This is a genomic window from Aidingimonas lacisalsi (assembly GCF_008079445.1).
Lineage (GTDB): Bacteria > Pseudomonadota > Gammaproteobacteria > Pseudomonadales > Halomonadaceae > Aidingimonas > Aidingimonas lacisalsi.
Genome location: NZ_VRYH01000001.1, coordinates 22595 through 40964 on the forward strand (window position 1 = coordinate 22595; position 18370 = coordinate 40964).

Genomic DNA, 18370 nt, shown 5'->3' on the forward strand with positions numbered 1-18370 from the left:
TGCATGCTCGGCTGTCAGGAAGACAAGTCAATGACGCCACAGGCAATACGGCTACCTCCGCCCCCCAAGGCGTCGGGGTCATCGGAATAGTTGTCGCCGCCTTCGTGAATCATCAGACTGCGACCATCCAGGTCGTCAACGGACAGACGAGGCGCCAGTACCGGCGTAGCAGCCTCGCCATTGTCATTGACCGTCAACAGTGGCAAATCACCGAGATGACCTTCCCCATAAGGCCCTTCATGGCTGCCTGCCTCATCAGGGTCATAATGCCCCCCAGCAGACAAGGCTGGCGTCATTTCCCCAGAGTCGTTTTCGCCTGGCTCGCAACTCGCATTCTCATGAACATGGAATCCATGCCCACCCGCAGGCAAATTGTTCAACTCAGGAATCAACAGCAGGCCGTGATCGCTCTCTTTGACCTGAACCATTCCCAACGACTCGCCCACGCCGTCAGCGCTGACTGCGTGCATCTCTACCTGAGGGTTCTGAGCCGCCTGGAGGGAACCTATCAGCATCATGGAGGCGACAGCGCCACCCAGTGTCATAACATGCTTTTTCATCGCGTTTCTCCTTTCCAGTTCCATGGTGGGAGCACCCTCAGGTTAGACGCTTTGCGACAGGACAACCAAACGGGAATTTCAAGACAGGTTATCCAGAACCTTCAGCGTGGGCTCTGCCTGGTTCAGAGTATAGAAATGCAGACCCGGCGCACCGCCATCGAGCAAGCGCTGGCAAAGCCTTGAAACGACCTCCTCGCCGAACGCACGAATACTCGTGCTGTCATCCCCGTAGGCCTCCAGTTGCTTACGGATCCAGCGCGGAATATCCGCCCCACACCCATCCGAAAAACGTGCCAGTTTCGTGTAGTTAGTGATCGGCATGATCCCGGGAACGATTGGTACAACCACACCCATTGCCGTGGCACGTTCAACGAAGTGGAAATAGGCCTCGGGGTTGAAGAAGTACTGGGTGATGGCGACATCGGCACCTGCCTGCACTTTGCGCACGAAGTTTTCCAGATCCCGCTCGAAACTTGGTGCCTGCGGATGGCTTTCCGGATAGCCGGCAACGGCAATCTCGAAGTGATCGCCGGTCTCTGCACGGATGAAATCCACAAGCTCGTTGGCGTACCGCAGTTCTCCTGCGGCCCCCATGCCCGACGGTAAGTCACCGCGTAACGCCACGAGCTTACGAATCCCCGCCTCACGATACTCGCAAAGCAGGTCGCGCAGCGCCTCCTTGTCACTGCCGATACAGGATAAATGCGGGGCCGTATCGATACCGCATTCCCGTACCGCCTTGACCGTCTGGGTGGTTCTCGCCTGTGTCGAGCCTCCCGCACCATACGTCACCGAAAAGAAACGGGGATCACGCTCGGCCAGGGCATCACGGGTACGCATCAGTTTCTCGTGTCCCGCCTCGGTACTGGGCGGGAAAAACTCGAAACTGATATCCAATGGATGCGCGTATGAACTCATTGACTCTGCCCTCATCAGTGCCCTGCAGTACTCGAGTCATCATGTTCGATCATGGCTGACTCGAGCGGTGGTGTCTCAGAGTGCATTTTGCCGATTCGCCGTCACGAGCACCAATGAAAGTTGCCTGACCTCTGCATCGATTCCAATCATGTTCCGCCCTTCTCTGGGCCTGACAGGTCGTATGAGAACGGGCATGATGACCTTTTACGTCAAGGGATTGCAGGTCATGGTCGAATCCGATTTCGGTACCACGCTACTGGTGCCTTTATGGACTTTACTGGCTTTCGTGGGGCTTGGCTGGCTGTGCGCCAAACGGCTCGCCATCGACCCCCAACCCATTGCCACGCTGCTGGTCTACATCATTGCGCCACTGACTTTCTTTCGTAGCCTGACCCTGGGAGGGCCAACTCTCGACTACCTGCTGCTGACCTTGGGACTCTTCGTCACTGCCAGCGTCATCGGCTTGATGACCCAGCGCCTGGCGCATCACTGGTTTGCCCCCCAGGAAGCCGCACTACTGGCGTTTTCCGCTGGCACGGGCAATACCGGCTATTTCGGCCTACCCCTCGCCATGGTATTGCTGCCACCGGAAGGGGTGACGATTTACCTCTTCTGTCTGCTTGGTATCACGCTCTATGAATTCACCATCGGCTTCTACATCAGTGCCCGGGGCCGCTTTTCGGTGCGCCAAAGTTTGACACGCATTGCCAGGTTGCCATTGATCTACGCTTTCTTGCTTGCCCTGCTGGTCAGTACGCTGAATATCGAGATACCGACCGTCGTACTCGATGGCATGGACGTGTTCCCTGCGACCTACACGCTTCTCGGCATGATGATCATCGGTATGACGCTGGGACGCGTCACGATTCGCGAACTGGATGCGCGCTTCATCTCTGCCTGCATAGCGGCACGCTTCCTGGTGTGGCCACTGGTGAGCCTGCTCGCCGTCCTGGGATTGCAGCCGTTAGGAATCAGTGATCACCTGAAGACGACACTCTTGTTACTGGGTGTTGTCCCCATGGCGGCCAATGTCGTCGTCGTGGCGATGGAGTTGGAGATCAGGCCGGAAAAAGGGGCCGTTGCGGTCCTCGTGACGACACTTGCTGCCCCCATAGTGGTCCCGCTATACCTGCAAGGCCTGACGCTACTCGTTAGCTAGCGCAATGCGAGATTCGACTATGCAGCACGGCAAGAGCGTCCTAGATTGTACAATACGGCACCATACTGGAGGCTACGTGTCATGTCATATGTCAGGCGCATTTCCCCCATACTGTTCGTCATAGTCGCGTTACTCTTTGCCGCTCCGACACAAGCCCACCATGGCTGGACAGGCGGTGAGACGATCGAGTTGACCGGCATGATTACCGATGTACGTCTCGGCAATCCTCACGGTGAGGTGGCACTGGATGTCGATGGTTCATCATGGACGGTCGAGGTCGGTCAGCCTTGGCGCAACGAACGAGCCGGCCTTGAAGACGGGGATCTAGCCAATGGGATCGAGATTCGAGTATCGGGCGAGCATACCGGTGACCACTTGTTGAAAGCCGAGCAACTGTGGATCGACGAACAACAATATGTTCTCTATCCGGATCGTATTTGAGTGACAGGATTGCTCGAACTACTGGCGCAAACAACGCTGGCAGAATGGATGCGGTTGTCTCGATGGGGCTACGCCATCGTCAACACCCTGCATGTGTTGGGTATTGCTCTGTTGGTGGGGGCCATCATACCGCTGGACGTACGATTGATGGGGTGGCGTCGCGATATCGAACTCCACAAGCTGGCTGGGTTACTACAACCGATCGCCATCACCGGCCTGGCACTGGCTATCGCGATGGGGGGACTGCTGTTTCTGGCCGACCCCGTCGATTACGCCGCCATGCCGTTGTTTCAACTCAAACTGGTCTTTATCGGCCTGGCACTGGTCAATGCCCTGGCGCTAAACCTTGGCCCCGGACTCGCCGGGGCCTCGGCTTTCTACCTGGTCACCGCCGGCGCCATCTCGATGTCACTGTGGCTGACAACGCTCGGCGCCGGACGGTTACTGGCGTTCGTTCAATAACGATACTCGTCCGTCTTGTACGGTCCGTCCAACGGTACGCCAGTATAGTCGGCCTGGTCGGTAGTCATCTTGGTAATCACGCCGCCGAAGCCTTCTACCATATAGCGTGCCACCTCTTCATCGAGGTGCTTGGGTAGCACGGACAGCGTTACGGCCCCGGCCTTGTCCGCACCTGACAGGTCAGCGAAGCGACGCTCGTACAGGTGAATCTGTGCCAGGACCTGGTTGGCAAAGGACCCATCCATGATCCGCGAGGGATGGCCTGTCGCGTTGCCGAGATTGACCAAGCGGCCCTCGGACAGCAGGAGCAGATAATCAGCGCTCTCTGGACTGAAGTTCCCGGGGGTGCTGTCGCGATAGACCTTGTGGACCTGCGGCTTGACCTCTTCCCAATGCCACTGCTCGCGCATGAAGGCCGTGTCGATCTCGTTGTCGAAGTGGCCAATGTTACAAACGACCGCCCCTTTCTTGAGCGTCTGCAGCATAGGCGCATCGCAGGCATTGACGTTACCGGTCGTCGTCACGACCAAGTCGATTTTGCCCATCAGGTCAGCATCGATGCTCGCTTCACCCTGATTGATGCCTTCATGATACGGCGAGACGACCTCGTAGCCATCCATGCATGCCTGCATGGCACAGATCGGATCGATCTCGGTGACCTTGACGATCATGCCTTCCTGGCGCAGGGATGCCGCTGACCCTTTACCGACATCGCCATAACCGACAACCAGCGCCTGCTTACCGGCCATCAAGTGGTCGAGACCTCGCTTGACGGCATCGTTGAGGCTGTGCCGGCAGCCATACTTGTTGTCGTTCTTGGATTTGGTGACTGCATCATTGACATTGATAGCCGGAACTTTGAGCTGACCGTCACGCAACATCTCATGCAGACGATGAACCCCCGTTGTCGTTTCCTCGCTGATGCCATTGATCGCATCGAGCAACTCCGGACGCTGCTCATGCAACAACAACGTCAAATCGCCGCCATCATCGAGCACCATGTTAGGTGTCCAGCCATCGGGGCCTTCCACGGTCTGCTCAATGCACCACCAGAACTCGTCCTCGGTTTCACCTTTCCAAGCGAAAACCGGGATACCGGCAGCAGCAATCGCCGCGGCAGCATGATCCTGGGTCGAGAAAATATTGCAAGAAGACCAGCGAACACTGGCCCCGAGCTCGATCAGTGTCTCGATCAGCACGGCCGTCTGGATCGTCATATGGATACAGCCAGCCACACGTGCCCCCTTGAGTGGCTGCTGCTGACGATACTTTTCACGAATCTTCATCAAAGCCGGCATCTCTGTCTCGGCAATGCGAATCTCGCGGCGCCCCAGCTCGGCCAGGGAGATATCGGCAACCTTGTAATCTTGCGTGACAGCATCGGCGGAAGCCAATTGACTCATATTTCCACTCCTAGAACAGGAATGGGCGCCGTTGTTCATTCCCGGGCCGGTTCGAGCCTCGTGCCCACGATTCATCGATCCAATCGTGAACACTGCAGCGCCCCTCGAACGGCCATATAACGCGCAGAGCGTCGTTACTTGGTGAGGCAGTTCACTACACAAAGCGACGATTTGCAATCGCTTCCGGTTATCCATGCCCGTGTGAAGAGGGCACATCGGCATCCCGTAAGCCTCTCCAGCAGAGGTGGTGAACTGATTATATGCCTGCAGCATCCCGCAAGGCGTCTGCCTTGTCGGTGCGCTCCCATGGGAAGGCAACGAAGGTCTCGGTATGCTGCTCTCCATTGACATCACTCCAGCTATAGGACGTTTCGAACGGCTCGCGACCGAAATGCCCATAGGATGACGTCAGTTGATACATCGGGTGCAACAGGTCAAGCATCCGGGTAATGGCATTAGGACGCAGGTCAAAATGCTCGCGCACCAGCTCTATGATACGCGTGTCACTGACTTTCCCGGTACCGAAGGTATTGACCGATACCGAGGTCGGTTCAGCGACCCCGATAGCATAGGACACCTGAATCTCACACTTATCGGCCAGGCCCGCCGCAACGATGTTCTTGGCCACATAACGGCCGGCATAGGTAGCGCTTCGATCGACCTTGGACGGGTCCTTGCCGGAGAAAGCGCCGCCGCCATGACGCGCCATGCCGCCGTACGTGTCGACGATGATCTTGCGTCCAGTCAGGCCACAGTCGCCCACGGGACCACCGATCACGAACTTGCCCGTCGGATTGATGTGGTAACGTGTCGTGGCAGTGAGCCATTCGGCCGGCAAGACCGCCTCGATGATCTCGCGCCTGACCATGGTGCGCAATTGGTCCTGGTCGATCGAGGGGTCATGCTGGGTAGACAGCACCACCGCATCGACGGCCACGGGTTTGCCATCATCGTCGTAGCGAAAGGTGACCTGACTCTTGGCATCCGGTCGCAACCACGGCAGCATACCGTTCTTGCGAAGTTCGGCCTGACGCTCCACCAGACGATGCGCATAGTAAATCGGTGCCGGCATATAGGATTCGGTTTCATTGGTGGCATACCCGAACATGAGGCCCTGATCGCCAGCGCCTTGATCTTCGGGCTTGCTGCGATCGACCCCTTGGGCAATATCAACGCTTTGCTTGCCGATCAAGTTGAGAACGCCACAGGTGTCGCCATCGAAACCAACCTCCGACGACGTATAACCGATGTCCCGAATCACCTGGCGAACCAATTCCTCCAGGTCGACCCAGGCGCTCGTCGTGATCTCGCCGGCAACAATGGCCACACCGGTCTTGACCAGGGTCTCACACGCCACACGAGCTTGTTTATCGCGGGCAATGATGGCATCAAGCACGGCATCGGAAATTTGATCGGCGATCTTGTCCGGATGACCTTCGGACACGGATTCGGAAGTAAACAGGGAATAATCGCTCATAGCGTTCTAGACCGTCTGCTCGTACCCGCCTAACGCGGGACAGGAAGGGAAACAGCGCCGAGATAATCACCGATCATGGCGCACGACCGCCCGATAAGGGTTGGAGTGAAAGTTTACACGCTGACGACGTTATTTCGCCAGAATGTGCTGACTCTTTATCAGTCTCCCGCCGGGCCATTTGATGGATCGCTGCAAGTCGGCGACAATAGGCGCCTCAATGCATGGGTGCCGCAGCGTCCGCGGCATCTCCCAGCCAGAAAGACCGTGCCGGCGAGGGTTGCTATAACACGACCGATCGCCGCACAGCTAACGTCATGTTTGCCGTAGGCGAGGAGCTACGTAATGCCATCCCGTTTCGAACTGGCCAACGCCATTCGGGCCCTGTCCATGGATGCCGTCCAGAAGGCCAACTCCGGCCACCCCGGCGCCCCCATGGGCATGGCCGACATCGCCCAAGTGCTGTGGCACGATTACCTGCAGCACAACCCCGCCAACCCCGATTGGGTCAATCGCGACCGCTTCGTGCTCTCCAACGGGCATGGCTCGATGCTGCTCTACTCGCTACTGCACCTGACCGGCTATGGTATCGGCCTCGAGGACCTGCAGCATTTCCGCCAGCTGCACTCCAGGACACCGGGCCATCCGGAGTTCGGTTATGCGCCCGGCGTGGAGACCACCACCGGCCCGCTCGGCCAGGGGCTGGCCAATGCCGTCGGCATGGCCATCGCCGAGAAGACCCTGGCGGCTCAGTTCAACCGCCCCGGTCATGCCATCATCGACCATCATACCTACTGCTTCGTCGGCGATGGCTGTCTGATGGAGGGCATTTCCCATGAAGTGAGCTCGCTGGCCGGGACCCTGGGGCTGGGGAAACTGATTACCTTCTACGACGACAACGGCATTTCCATCGATGGCGAGGTCGATGCCTGGTTCACCGACGATACCGCCAAGCGCTTCGAAGCCTATGGCTGGCACGTGGTGCCGCAGGTGGACGGCCACGACCCGGATGAGGTCAAGGCGGCGATCGAGCTGGCCCGTCAGCATGACGATCGGCCGTCGCTGATCGTGTGTCGCACCGTGATCGGCTTCGGCGCGCCCAACAAGCAGGGCACCGAGGCCTGCCACGGCGCCGCCCTGGGCGATGACGAAGTGGCGGCGGCCCGCGAGCGGCTCGACTGGCCGCATGCGCCTTTCCATGTGCCGGAAGCGATCTATCAGGGTTGGGATGCCACGGCCCGTGGCGAGCAATGTGAAGCCGACTGGCAGGCCCGCTTCGCACGCTATGCCGAAGCCTACCCCGAGCTGGCCAGGGAGCTGCAGCGCCGGCTGGATGGGGAGTTGCCGGTGGACCTGGGCAGCGAGGCCCTGATCGAGGCGATCCAAGCCGACGGCGGCGAGACCGCCTCGCGCAAGGCCTCACTGGCCTGCCTCAACGCCCTGGGCCCGCAGCTGCCGGAACTGTTCGGCGGCAGTGCCGACCTGGCGCCGTCCAACCTGACCGTCTGGGAGGGGGCCAAGGCGATCTCCCGCGAGGACGCCGCGGGTAACTACCTGCACTACGGGGTGCGCGAATTCGGCATGGGGGCGATCACCAATGGCATTGCCCTGCACGGTGGGTTCATCCCCTACGCCGCGACCTTCCTGATCTTCACGGAGTACATGCGCAACGCGATACGCATGGCCGCCCTGATGGGCCAACAGGCCATCTATGTGCTCACCCATGACTCCATCGGGCTGGGCGAAGACGGGCCGACCCACCAGCCGATCGAACAACTGGCAACGTTGCGCTCGACCCCCAACCTGTCGACCTGGCGGCCGGCGGATGACGTCGAGACCGCCGCCGCCTGGCATGCCGCGCTCAAGCGCCAGGCCGGTCCAACCGCCCTGGTGCTGTCGCGACAGGGCCTGCCCCATCAGTCGCGCAACAAACAGCAACTGGCCCATATTCAGCGCGGTGGCTATGTGCTCAAGGACAGCGAAGAGACGCCCGAGTTGATCCTGATCGCCACCGGCTCCGAGGTCGGCCTGGCCATGGACGCCGCCGCGGAACTGGCGACCGCCGGTCGCGCCGTGCGCGTGGTCTCGATGCCGGCCACCGATGTCTTCGACGCCCAGGACGCCGACTACCGCAACAGTGTGCTGCCGCCGTCGGTGACCCGACGCCTGGCCATCGAGGCTGCCCACCCCATGCCCTGGTACCGCTACGTCGGTCCCGACGGTGACATCATCGCCATGGACACCTTCGGCGAATCCGGCAAGGCCGGGGATCTGTTCGCCCACTTCGGCTTCCGCGTCGACAACGTCGTCGCGCGGGCAACGGCGTTACTGCATCGCTGACCGAGTTGGCGCATCGGGTGTACCAACTAACAAGGGGGCCATACAGGCCCCCTTTACATTGAACATTGTTTACTGTGCTCGAACTTACTGTTCGAGAACAAACGGATCGGTGTATTGATCCACGTTTTCCGACGTAATCAACACGCAGTCGAATAGCTGTTTCTCGCTATCGACTCCGGTCTCCCCCGTCCGGATGAATCGGTCGGCTTGCTCGACCGCGGCCTTGGAAAAGACGGCAACCGGCTGGAGTACGGTGTAATCCATTTCACCGGCCTTGACCGCGTCGACCGCATCGGGGCTCCCATCGAAACCGCCCACGACCACCTCGTCGAGCTTGCCGGCCTCCTTGAGGGCAGCGATGGCTCCCAATGCCATCTCGTCATTGCCACTGATGACGGCCTCGATATCAGGATTGGCCTGCAGCATGCTCTGCATCTTGTTATAGCCTTGAGTACGATCCCAGTTGGCAACCTCCGAAGCGACCCGTTCCAAACCGGGATACTGACTCAACACCGTTTCATAGCCGTTGGAGCGGGTCGCGGCGTTATTGTCGGAAGGCGCGCCTTCGAGTTCGACATAGCGCGCCGAATCCCCGACATTCTGCACCCACTGCTGAGCGCCCAACGCCGCCCCCTGAGCATTGTTGGAAACGAGCTGTGCTTTGGCCAGGCCTTGCTGATTGATTTCAGCATTGACCGTGAACACGGGGATGCCGGCCTCGACGGCTTTACGTACCGCACCGATGGAGCCATCCGCATTGGCCGGATCCAGAATGATCGCCTTGGCGTCGTTCGTGATCGCCGTATCGATCTGGTTGCTTTCAGTGTGAGTGGCCCCCTTGTGAGCACTCACATTCGCTTCATAACCAAGCTCCTCCGCCGTTTCCTTGGCAATCTCGCCCTCGGTGAACCAGTACGGATTCGAGGTATCGTTGACGATAATGGAGATCAGCCCCTTGTCGTCTTGTGCCATGGCACCGCCTGTAAACATTACAGACGCACTCATCGCAAGGGTTGCGATCAACTGGCGCTTTCCGTTCATGAACATAATGGACCACCTTTACTCTTATGATTGTGATGCCGGTTTGCCGGCTGCGCTTTCCACTACAGGGGCTTCCGCTTTGGTTTGAGCCCCCTGTTGCGAGGAAGACGTTGTGTCATTGGAAGTGTCGGACCGTTTTTTCCGGCCACTGTACTGGATACTGTTGAGCAGTACGGCAAGGACGATGACCGTGCCCGTGAAGACAGTCTGCCAGTAAGACGACACGCCAATGATGACCAACCCATCGGACAAGAAGCCGATAACGAAAGCCCCCAATAGGGTGCCCCGGACGTTACCCCGGCCTCCCGTCAGCGCTGCGCCACCGATGACGACACCGGCAATGGCGGTCAGCTCATACGTGGTGCCCGCCGTCGGGCCCGCCGATGTCAGTTGCGACGACAGGACAAGACCGGCAATCGCCGCGCAAATGCCCGACAGCACGTATACAGCCACCTGTACGCGCTTGACCGGTACACCGGATAATTCAGCGGCACGTGCATTACCCCCGGTGGAATAGACCCATCGTCCGAAGGGCGTGCGGGTCAATGCCAAAAGACAGACAATCGCGACAACCGCCATGATCCACACACCGATGGGGATGCCGAGAAGCCGGTTGAATCCCAGCCAGTCAAAGCCGGTATTGCCAAGCTCCGGGCTCCCCCCCAGGTTGTTGTAGGTCAGGCCATCCGTCATCAATAACGCCACGCCTCTGGCCACATACAACATACCCAGCGTTGCCACGAACGCCGGGACCTTGAAGTATGCGACCAGGACACCATTGATGGCACCGACAAAGGCCCCCAAAGCGCAGGTCAGGATCACGACCACCCAGACCGGGGGATATACGACGACACCAAAGAATTCGAGCGGTATACCTTGCAACAGAAAGCCGGCGAATACGCCAGCGAACGCCAAGGTCGATCCCACCGACAGGTCAATGCCGCCAGTAAGAATCACCAGCAGCATGCCAAGGGACAGCAGTGCAAAGATCGACACATGCGACGACATGGTCAGAAAATTGTTCACCGAAAAATAAGCGGGCGACAGTATCGAAAAGATGACGATAATGGCTATCAAGGCAAAGAACGCACGACCTTCCAGCAATAGACGTGTCACATCGAACTTGCCGTTGCCCCCCCTCGATACCTGGGCGCTGGTCGTAGCTTGGCTGGTGTCAGACATTGTTATTCACTCCGCTGATTGCAAGTGGATCAAGCGACCACGGCTTCGCCTGAGGCAGCCATAATCTCTTCTTTGGTAGCATCGGGACCAAATTCCGCCACGATCCTGCCACGCCCCATCACGATGATCCGGTGGGCAATGCTCAGGCATTCGCCAACCTCAGAGGTCGAGTACACGACTGCCAACCCCTGGGCGGCACCCTCACTCAACAGTTTGAAGACTTCCGCCTTGGCACCGACATCTATACCCCGGCTGGGCTCGTCGAGCAGAACGACTTTCGGGTGCGTGGCCAGCATCTTGCCGATAACGACTTTCTGCTGATTACCACCGGATAACGAATCGATAGCTGCCTCGCCACCATCAGTCTTGATATGCACATTATTGATCGCGTCATCGATGACGGACTGCTCACGACGCCGTGATGTCAGCAGCCCCCTGGTAAAGGCCCCTATGCTGGCCAGAGAGAGGTTCTGCCCTACCGGCATCGTTTGTACCAGTCCGTCCCGTTGCCGGTCTTCCGGCACCAGTACCAAGCCCTTGTCGATACGCCGGGCAAGACTCAGCCGTGACACATCCTCCCCTTCAAGCACAACCCGGCCATGCGCCTTCGCCAAGCGTCCTGCGACACATTCGAGCAACTCGGTTCTGCCAGCGCCCATCAGACCGTAGATACACACGATCTCTCCGGCATGAACATTCAGGGAAACGTGGTCGACGAGCATGCGGCCAGGAACCGTGGCGTCCGGTACCGCAATACCCTCAATGGATAAGGCGACATTGCCCATGGTATAGCCAGACGGCGGGGACCCAAGATCGAAGTTGTTACCCACCATATTGCGTACGATCCACTCCAGATCGATGTCCTTGCGTTCGGCATATGCGGTCATCGAACCATCACGCAACACCACGGCATGGTCAGTAATCTGCAGCGCTTCTTCCAGGTGGTGAGAGATATAGACGATCGAGACACCGCGACTTTTCAAGTCACGTATCACGCGAAAGAGCACTTCAACCTCTGTGGCACTCAATGCCGAGGTGGGTTCATCCATGATCAGAATGCGGGAGTTGACGGAGAGCGCACGGGCTATCTCGACTATCTGCTGCTGCCCCAAGCGTAAATCTTCCACTAGGGTCAACGGGTCGATTGGTTCATCCAATTCCTCCATCAATAACCGGGTCTGGCGCTCCTCTTCGGCATAATTGATGCCCGTCGAGGCTCTCAATTCTCGTCCCATGAAAATGTTATCGCGAACACTCAGATTGGGAGCGAGGCTCAACTCCTGGTGAATAATCGAGATACCGAGGTTCTGTGCCTCCATCGTCGAAGCAAAAGTCACCGCTTTCCCGTCAAGAACGATCTCTCCGGAAGACGGTTGCATCACACCGGATAGAATTTTCATCAATGTGGATTTTCCGGCACCATTTTCCCCAAAAAGGGTAGTAACCTTGCCACGATGGACATCAAAATTGACTGCCTTCAACGCATGGACATTACCAAACGATTTGGCAATGTGACTCGCCGAGAGAATAACTTCATCACTGGCATAGCCGCTGGTTAAGACATGATTCCTATCACGTTCAGTTATCATTCTGTTGCTCCGGCTCACTCCACACTCATGCTGACCGGCGTGACCAGCCAGTTATTCGGGTTGATCAGTTGGAAAACACCAGTAACTTCAACGGTTTTTCCCGACAAATCATTCGTGTCGATTTCCGCAAGCACCTCTTCTTTCATGGCTTCGTTAATCCCCGAACCGGCATCCTGATACTCGATCTGATTGGTAAACTGACCGAATTCTATCTCTCCCGTAGCATCACGAAGATCGGTACCGTTAATGGCTGGCCCTGTCTGTACTCGTATCGTCAAGCCTTCCGGCAATCCCTCGACATCGACTTCATAAGTACCGGACGCTCCCTCTCCAACGACACCGGAGAACCTAACGGGCATGATCGGACCGATTCCACCAGGAACACCATATTCTTCGCCTGCCGCCGTTTGATCGGCAGCAATGTCGGCAGCCAACGTCTCAGCGTCTATCGCACGGTTTGCGACATCCTCCCGAATATGGGGAAACTGCTCCTCGCCGTACTGTTCGCCAGAAAATTCAGCACTTTGCCCGCCACCCTCTGCATCGATCGATACGACAGTGGTGTCCCAGGCCATCGCACCCAACAGGACAAGCACCACCACCCCCATGGCGGCAGCAGGGCCAAATCGTTTAGGGGAACGCTGCGCCGAACTGACATCGGCTTGTGAACTCATATCGAGAGACCTCTTGTTCTTCGGAGTGAGGGATGAAGGCTCAATATCATGCTCGAATCGCACATATCTTCAGGGAATCAGAACGATCTTAAGCGACTCTGATCCAGTCTTCATCAGCTCGAACCCTTCTTCGTAACGGTCGAGTGGCAGCTTGTGCGTAACGACGCCCTCGGTCGGAAAATCACCGTTACGAATTCCTTCAATCACAAGCGGATAACAGTATGGACCCAGGTGGGATCCCAGCACGTCGAGCTCCTTGCGATCCGAAATAATGCTCCAGTCCACCGCCACCGGATCCTTGAACACACTGAACTCGACAAAACGACCCAACTTACGAATCATCGATAGACCCTGCTCAACCGATGAGGGGTGTCCAGTCGCTTCGATATAGACATCACAGCCGTAACCGTCAGTCATCTCTTTGATGATCGAAACCACATCGTCACGACTGGGATTCAGTGTCATGTCTGCACCGAACTTTTCAGCCAGGGCCAAACGATCATCGAAGAGATCGAGCACGATCAGTTTTTCAGCACCTGACTTCTTTGCCGCACCGATCATTCCCAATCCCAGCGTCCCAGCGCCGGACAACACCACGACATCCCCCAATTCGATCTGAGCACGCTGCACAGCATGAAGCGAGCAGGCATAGGGTTCGATCAAAATGGCTTTTTCTAGTGGTAATTCTTCAGGGACGTGGTAATTGATCGCTTCCTTGGTGAACTTCATGTACTCGGCCATGCCACCGTTGACATTATTCTGAAAGCCATAGAGATCATGCTTTTCGCACATCCAGTACTGACCACGACCGCAGAAGCGACAATTCCAGCACGGTACGATCTGCTCAGAAATTACCCGATCACCGACCTGATAACCAGAGACTTGCGCTCCGACCTTGACGATTCGGCCAATGAACTCATGCCCCGGAATCATTGGTGCCTTGATATATGGGGGCTGAAACTCATCGCCCCAGAAACTGGGTGCACCATCATAAGATTTGATATCGCCGGCGCAGATTCCACAGCCCTCGACCTCGATCAGGATTTCTTGGTCGTCGATCTCGGGAACGGGTACTTCCTCGTATCGATAGTCGCCGGGAGCATAAGCGACGACGGCTTTCATCGTTTTAGGAACGGTGACGTCCGACGAGGTGGACTGGGTGAGCGTATCGTGCATGAGAGCCTCCATTGAACTGGCCTGGTCTTATCATTTGATCTCTTTCCGCTCAAATGAATTAACGCTTTTCAGTATAGTCAGGTCAATGAATTTGGCTCCTTTTTTGACTTATACTTTAGGAGTATCTTTCAAGATTCTGATTTAAAACATATATTCCGATAATTTTCCGAAGCTTGAGAAATGGATCTATTTCATGGCTAGGAAAGCAGCTGTGATCATAAGATCACATGAATGAACATATGTTCCTTGTGGCAGCCATGCACCGGACTCGGACACAGTGCACGTATCAAGCATCCTGGGCAGGCGTTGCCTCATCCAGGCGCAATATCGTATGCGCGTTGGTGACACTGGTGGCCAGGGTATCCACCACACCGGTGCGTAATGCGCCCAGAATCCCTGCAGCCTTGGTATTTTCACTGGCAATGGCTATGACATCCGGAATCCTCGCCAAATCACCGATGGTCAAACCGATCACCCGCCCCTGCATCGGCGTCTCCGACGGCCTGCCATGCAGATCGATGAAGTCGTATCCCATCATGTCGCCGACGGTGCCGGACAAGCGAGCCTCGGCAATCTCCTGGGGAGAAAACCATCCCATTCGCACCATGTTGCTATCTTCGCTAAGGTCGCCGACCCCAATCAGTGCGGTATCAGCTCGCCGCGCTCTATCCAGCGTCTGGCGTACGGTAGGGTTCTCATACATGGAATCGCGCAGCTCAGGGTTCTGAACCAGCGCGGGGGCATATAAGGTCTCGCTATCACCACCAAATTTCATCGCCAGTCGTCGACAGATATGGTCGGGGTTCATGTACTCGCCGGCTCGCAGCGAACCGCCTATGGCACAGACGAATGAACACTTGCGCTCACCTTGCTCGAAGACGTTGTCGGCGACCGCGCCGACATTCCTTCCCATACCGACAGCGACGATCGAGCCGTCGTGCAAGGTGCGTGACAAGTGATCGGCGACCAGGCTCGCGACCCCCGAGCGCTGCACATCCGGATCCGCATGATCGAGCGATACCAGCGCGCGTCTAATGCCAAAACGACGTATCAGCTCCTGCTCTATCTCTGCACTCACCGAAGGGTGTTGGCGCACCCGTACATCAACGATGCCCTCGGCATGCGCACGCTTGAGCAACCGTCCCGCCTTGACCCGCGAAATTCCCAGTCGATTGGCAATGACTTCTTGAGTCTCGCCCTCCACGTAATACAGCGTGGCAATCTCGGTCATTAACGCGATATCAGCGTTCTCGGCACGCTCACTCATGATATTGGCCTCATGCGGTCTTGATTGACTAGGTGACCGGCACAAGATACCACAGCGTTCAGGCGAACTCGCACCGCTCAGACGTTCGGCGGATCACGGAAGAACGTTCGCTCGTAATCGGCGATACGCGCCACTTTTTCAGCCGACCCACCGCCACCGAAGTCTGCCCCGAGAAACGCAGTCACGATACTCTTGGCAAGCTCCGGCCCGACGACTCGTGCCCCCAGCGCCACGATCTGTGCATCGTTGCTCGAACGCGCCTTGGCCGCCGAATAGGTGTCATGAGCCTGGGCTGCCCGAATTCCTGGCACCTTGTTGGCAGAAATGGCGACACCGATCCCCGTGCCACAGACAAGCACACCACGCTCGGCATCACCCTCACTAATGGCCTTCGCCACGCGAACAGCAACATCGGGATAAAGCACCGGCTCCGCATTGTAGGTACCGAAATCCAAGACTTCGAAACCGAGCGAGCGCACATGCTCGATCAGCACTTCCTTGAGCTCGAATGCTGCTTCATCTCCACCCAAGGCGACACGTACCGCCTGGGTAGCCATGGTTGGATCCGACATGGATAGGTCTCCTGATAGTATACCGTCGGCCCAATGCCAACGAATAATTGTTCAAAATATCATTATTCGATCATTTGTAAACCTAAAACCCTATCAGCATGCTGACAAGCATCCATCCTGGCTGACCCACCAAGCCATCAAACAATCACCACGATCACAATAAAACAATATATAAATCAGGAAATTAAAAGAAACACCGTTTAATGGAAAGACCAAAGTCGCATACCTTCAATCCACCTTATCCTTGACATTCGAGAAAACCAGGCTTAAACATCTGATCATTACTCGATCATTTAGAGAGGGTGACATGCCCGTACCCTCGACCTGCTGTTCTACCGCGACATCTTCCGAATGATGAGTCGGTGTCATTGGCACATCGCCGGACTCACGACAACAACCCACAAACATCGAGGACTACCCCATGCAACGCATAATCAACGACCCGGATAATGTGGTGGATGATGCGGTCCGTGGTTACCTGAGAGCCTCACCCGAGTTCTATGCAGCAACCGACCATCCCCGCGTGCTCAAGTACGCCGCCACAACATCAGGAAAAGTCGGCGTGGTCACTGGTGGGGGCTCTGGCCATGAGCCTGCATTCTTGGGTTATGTCGGTGACGGTCTATGTGATGCCGTCGCGATAGGCGAGATATTCTCTTCACCCACCGCTGACGCATTTCTCGAAGCCTTCCGCGTTGCCGACCAGGGGCGTGGCGTAGCCTGCCTGTACGGCAACTATGCCGGCGATAACATGAACGTGAAGATGGCGCGCCAGATGGCTGAAATGGAAAGCATCGACGTCAAGACAGTGATCGCCCGTGATGATGTGGCCTCGGCTCCTGCAGACCAACGCGAAAAGCGCCGGGGAGTGGCTGGAGAAATCATGATGTGGAAAGTCGGCGGGGCTGCCGCCGCTCGTCATGATGACCTCGATGAGGTGATCCGCCTGGCGCAAAAGGCCGTCGATGCCTGTTCGAGCATTGGGGTCGGTTTGAGCAGTTGTACCATCCCTGCCAACGGCAAACCCAACTTCACCATTGCCCCGGGCCACATGGAACTGGGTATCGGCCACCATGGTGAACCAGGCATCGAAGTCGTCCCCCTCCCCGATGCGAAAGCCATGGCCGACGCCATGTGCGATCCGGTGCTTGCAGACCAGGACTTTACCGGCGGTGACGTAGCAGTGCTGATTTCAGGCCTCGGCGCCACCCCCGTCATGGAACTCAATCTACTGTATGCCCATGTCGCTGACCGCCTTGAAGCCGAGGGCATCACGGTGCATCGCGCCGATATCGGCAATTACTTCACCTCGCTGGAAATGATGGGCGCAACTCTCACCGTGATGAAGCTGGATGAGGAACTCAAACCCCTCGTGGACGCCCCGGCCCGGTCATTGGCGATCACGCGTTAACGACAGCCATCGTCGATCAACACTCAGGAGTCAAAACAATGCAGTTCCTGGACACATCTCACGGCAGCGACATCCTCGGGGATTTGGTGGATGTCATCCTCGACAACCGCGACTATTTGAGCGAAGTAGACGGCTCCATCGGTGACGGCGATCACGGCATCAATATGGCCAAAGGCTTTCGGCTCTATAGCGAGTCGATCCAGGGGCAGTCATTGAGCCTAGCCAAGGCCTTCACCACATTAGCCAACACGCTGATGGGCTCGATCGGCGGCTCCATGGGCCCCCTTTACGGCAGCCTGTTTCTTGGCATGGGCAATGCTTCCAAGGACCTCGACACACTCGATGCCCGCACATTCGGCGACATGCTATCCGCCGGTCTGGAGTCCATACAAAGCATCAGTGACGCCAACGTTGGTGACAAGTGCCTGCTGGATACGCTCGTTCCCGCGGTCATGGACTACCGACATGCCGTCGACGATGACGACAGTTTTACCAGCGCCCTGCAAGCCTTGCGCAATGGGGCAGAACGTGGCTGTGAGTCGACTCGAGAGCTCGAAGCCAAGATCGGTCGCGCCGCGCGTCTAGGCGAACGCTCCAAGGGCCATCTCGATGCCGGCGCCGTTTCCTGCTGTCTACTGCTGGTCCGGCTAGCCGATAGCACAGAACGCCACTTGGAGAGAGCCGCCGCCTGACGCGACCGG

17 protein-coding genes and 1 riboswitch are annotated in these 18370 nt (G+C 57.3%); of the genes, 6 read left to right on the forward strand and 11 right to left on the reverse strand.

Annotated features, from left to right (window positions below):
* Positions 1-14: 14 nt before the first annotated feature.
* Together sodC and metF are read right to left on the reverse strand one after the other, a co-directional pair.
* The gene (gene sodC / locus FVV99_RS00090) at positions 15-560 is read right to left on the reverse strand and encodes a superoxide dismutase family protein (protein ID WP_148251974.1); all 546 of its coding nucleotides are present in this window, start codon (positions 558-560) and stop codon (positions 15-17) included.
* 78 nt (positions 561-638) lie between these two features.
* Complete coding sequence (gene metF / locus FVV99_RS00095) at positions 639-1478, reverse strand: methylenetetrahydrofolate reductase [NAD(P)H] (RefSeq protein WP_148251975.1); 840 nt, start codon at positions 1476-1478, stop codon at positions 639-641.
* 193 nt (positions 1479-1671) lie between these two features.
* Here metF and FVV99_RS00100 point away from each other — a divergent pair, with 193 nt between their 5' ends.
* From FVV99_RS00100 to FVV99_RS00110, 3 genes are all read left to right on the forward strand, one after another.
* On the forward strand, positions 1672-2637 hold the full coding sequence (locus tag FVV99_RS00100) for an AEC family transporter (protein WP_407921325.1): 966 nt from the start codon (positions 1672-1674) through the stop codon (positions 2635-2637).
* 81 nt (positions 2638-2718) lie between these two features.
* Complete coding sequence (locus FVV99_RS00105; protein WP_148251976.1) at positions 2719-3078, forward strand: DUF6152 family protein; 360 nt, start codon at positions 2719-2721, stop codon at positions 3076-3078.
* A complete protein-coding gene (locus FVV99_RS00110) occupies positions 3079-3540 on the forward strand; it encodes a hypothetical protein (RefSeq protein WP_148251977.1) in 462 nt (153 codons plus the stop codon). It begins immediately after the preceding gene.
* On the opposite strand, the gene ahcY is transcribed toward FVV99_RS00110, so the two are convergent.
* Positions 3534-4943: an adenosylhomocysteinase gene (gene ahcY, locus FVV99_RS00115; protein ID WP_148251978.1), complete on the reverse strand. Its 1410-nt coding sequence runs from the start codon at positions 4941-4943 to the stop codon at positions 3534-3536. The two genes, FVV99_RS00110 and ahcY, sit on opposite strands and share 7 nt — an antisense overlap.
* Positions 4944-4959: 16 nt before the next feature.
* Positions 4960-5055: riboswitch (S-adenosyl-L-homocysteine riboswitch) on the reverse strand.
* A 144-nt stretch (positions 5056-5199) separates the two neighbouring features.
* Positions 5200-6420 (reverse strand): methionine adenosyltransferase, encoded by a 1221-nt coding sequence (gene metK, locus FVV99_RS00120; RefSeq protein ID WP_148251979.1) that lies wholly within the window; start codon positions 6418-6420, stop codon positions 5200-5202.
* Positions 6421-6762: 342 nt separating this feature from the next.
* Here metK and tkt point away from each other — a divergent pair, with 342 nt between their 5' ends.
* Positions 6763-8757, forward strand: a complete 1995-nt coding sequence (gene tkt / locus FVV99_RS00125; RefSeq protein WP_148251980.1) for a transketolase — start codon at positions 6763-6765, stop codon at positions 8755-8757.
* Positions 8758-8841: 84 nt separating this feature from the next.
* Here the strand turns inward: tkt and FVV99_RS00130 are convergent, their stop codons facing one another.
* The 7 genes from FVV99_RS00130 to rpiB form a co-directional block, all read right to left on the reverse strand.
* Positions 8842-9729, reverse strand: a complete 888-nt coding sequence (locus FVV99_RS00130; RefSeq protein WP_236645245.1) for a D-ribose ABC transporter substrate-binding protein — start codon at positions 9727-9729, stop codon at positions 8842-8844.
* Positions 9730-9822: 93 nt separating this feature from the next.
* On the reverse strand, positions 9823-10980 hold the full coding sequence (locus FVV99_RS00135; RefSeq protein ID WP_148251981.1) for an ABC transporter permease: 1158 nt from the start codon (positions 10978-10980) through the stop codon (positions 9823-9825).
* Positions 10981-11009: 29 nt separating this feature from the next.
* Positions 11010-12569, reverse strand: coding sequence for a sugar ABC transporter ATP-binding protein (locus tag FVV99_RS00140; protein ID WP_148251982.1), 1560 nt, complete (start codon positions 12567-12569; stop codon positions 11010-11012).
* A 14-nt stretch (positions 12570-12583) separates the two neighbouring features.
* Complete coding sequence (locus tag FVV99_RS00145) at positions 12584-13243, reverse strand: DUF2291 family protein (RefSeq protein WP_148251983.1); 660 nt, start codon at positions 13241-13243, stop codon at positions 12584-12586.
* Between the two features lie 69 nt (positions 13244-13312).
* Positions 13313-14419: an MDR/zinc-dependent alcohol dehydrogenase-like family protein gene (locus FVV99_RS00150; RefSeq protein WP_148251984.1), complete on the reverse strand. Its 1107-nt coding sequence runs from the start codon at positions 14417-14419 to the stop codon at positions 13313-13315.
* Between the two features lie 286 nt (positions 14420-14705).
* A complete protein-coding gene (locus FVV99_RS00155; protein ID WP_148251985.1) occupies positions 14706-15686 on the reverse strand; it encodes a sugar-binding transcriptional regulator in 981 nt (326 codons plus the stop codon).
* Between the two features lie 77 nt (positions 15687-15763).
* Positions 15764-16258 (reverse strand): ribose 5-phosphate isomerase B, encoded by a 495-nt coding sequence (gene rpiB / locus FVV99_RS00160; protein WP_148251986.1) that lies wholly within the window; start codon positions 16256-16258, stop codon positions 15764-15766.
* Between the two features lie 421 nt (positions 16259-16679).
* Between rpiB and FVV99_RS00165 the strand changes: the two genes are divergently transcribed.
* Together FVV99_RS00165 and dhaL are read left to right on the forward strand one after the other, a co-directional pair.
* Positions 16680-17669: a dihydroxyacetone kinase subunit DhaK gene (locus FVV99_RS00165; RefSeq protein ID WP_148251987.1), complete on the forward strand. Its 990-nt coding sequence runs from the start codon at positions 16680-16682 to the stop codon at positions 17667-17669.
* 38 nt (positions 17670-17707) lie between these two features.
* Entirely contained in the window at positions 17708-18361 is a 654-nt protein-coding gene (gene dhaL, locus FVV99_RS00170) for a dihydroxyacetone kinase subunit DhaL (RefSeq protein WP_148251988.1), read from the forward strand.
* The last annotated feature ends 9 nt before the right edge of the window (positions 18362-18370 follow it).

Bases quoted from the DNA above. Each gene is read 5' to 3' on its own strand.
- sodC (WP_148251974.1), bottom strand. From the start codon at position 560: ATGAAAAAGCATGTTATGACACTGGGTGGCGCTGTCGCCTCCATGATG.
- metF (WP_148251975.1), bottom strand. From the start codon at position 1,478: ATGAGTTCATACGCGCATCCATTGGATATCAGTTTCGAGTTTTTCCCG.
- FVV99_RS00100 (WP_407921325.1), top strand. From the start codon at position 1,672: ATGATGACCTTTTACGTCAAGGGATTGCAGGTCATGGTCGAATCCGAT.
- FVV99_RS00105 (WP_148251976.1), top strand. From the start codon at position 2,719: ATGTCATATGTCAGGCGCATTTCCCCCATACTGTTCGTCATAGTCGCG.
- ahcY (WP_148251978.1), bottom strand. From the start codon at position 4,943: ATGAGTCAATTGGCTTCCGCCGATGCTGTCACGCAAGATTACAAGGTT.
- metK (WP_148251979.1), bottom strand. From the start codon at position 6,420: ATGAGCGATTATTCCCTGTTTACTTCCGAATCCGTGTCCGAAGGTCAT.
- tkt (WP_148251980.1), top strand. From the start codon at position 6,763: ATGCCATCCCGTTTCGAACTGGCCAACGCCATTCGGGCCCTGTCCATG.
- FVV99_RS00130 (WP_236645245.1), bottom strand. From the start codon at position 9,729: ATGGCACAAGACGACAAGGGGCTGATCTCCATTATCGTCAACGATACC.
- FVV99_RS00135 (WP_148251981.1), bottom strand. From the start codon at position 10,980: ATGTCTGACACCAGCCAAGCTACGACCAGCGCCCAGGTATCGAGGGGG.
- FVV99_RS00140 (WP_148251982.1), bottom strand. From the start codon at position 12,569: ATGATAACTGAACGTGATAGGAATCATGTCTTAACCAGCGGCTATGCC.
- FVV99_RS00145 (WP_148251983.1), bottom strand. From the start codon at position 13,243: ATGAGTTCACAAGCCGATGTCAGTTCGGCGCAGCGTTCCCCTAAACGA.
- FVV99_RS00150 (WP_148251984.1), bottom strand. From the start codon at position 14,419: ATGCACGATACGCTCACCCAGTCCACCTCGTCGGACGTCACCGTTCCT.
- FVV99_RS00155 (WP_148251985.1), bottom strand. From the start codon at position 15,686: ATGAGTGAGCGTGCCGAGAACGCTGATATCGCGTTAATGACCGAGATT.
- rpiB (WP_148251986.1), bottom strand. From the start codon at position 16,258: ATGTCGGATCCAACCATGGCTACCCAGGCGGTACGTGTCGCCTTGGGT.
- FVV99_RS00165 (WP_148251987.1), top strand. From the start codon at position 16,680: ATGCAACGCATAATCAACGACCCGGATAATGTGGTGGATGATGCGGTC.
- dhaL (WP_148251988.1), top strand. From the start codon at position 17,708: ATGCAGTTCCTGGACACATCTCACGGCAGCGACATCCTCGGGGATTTG.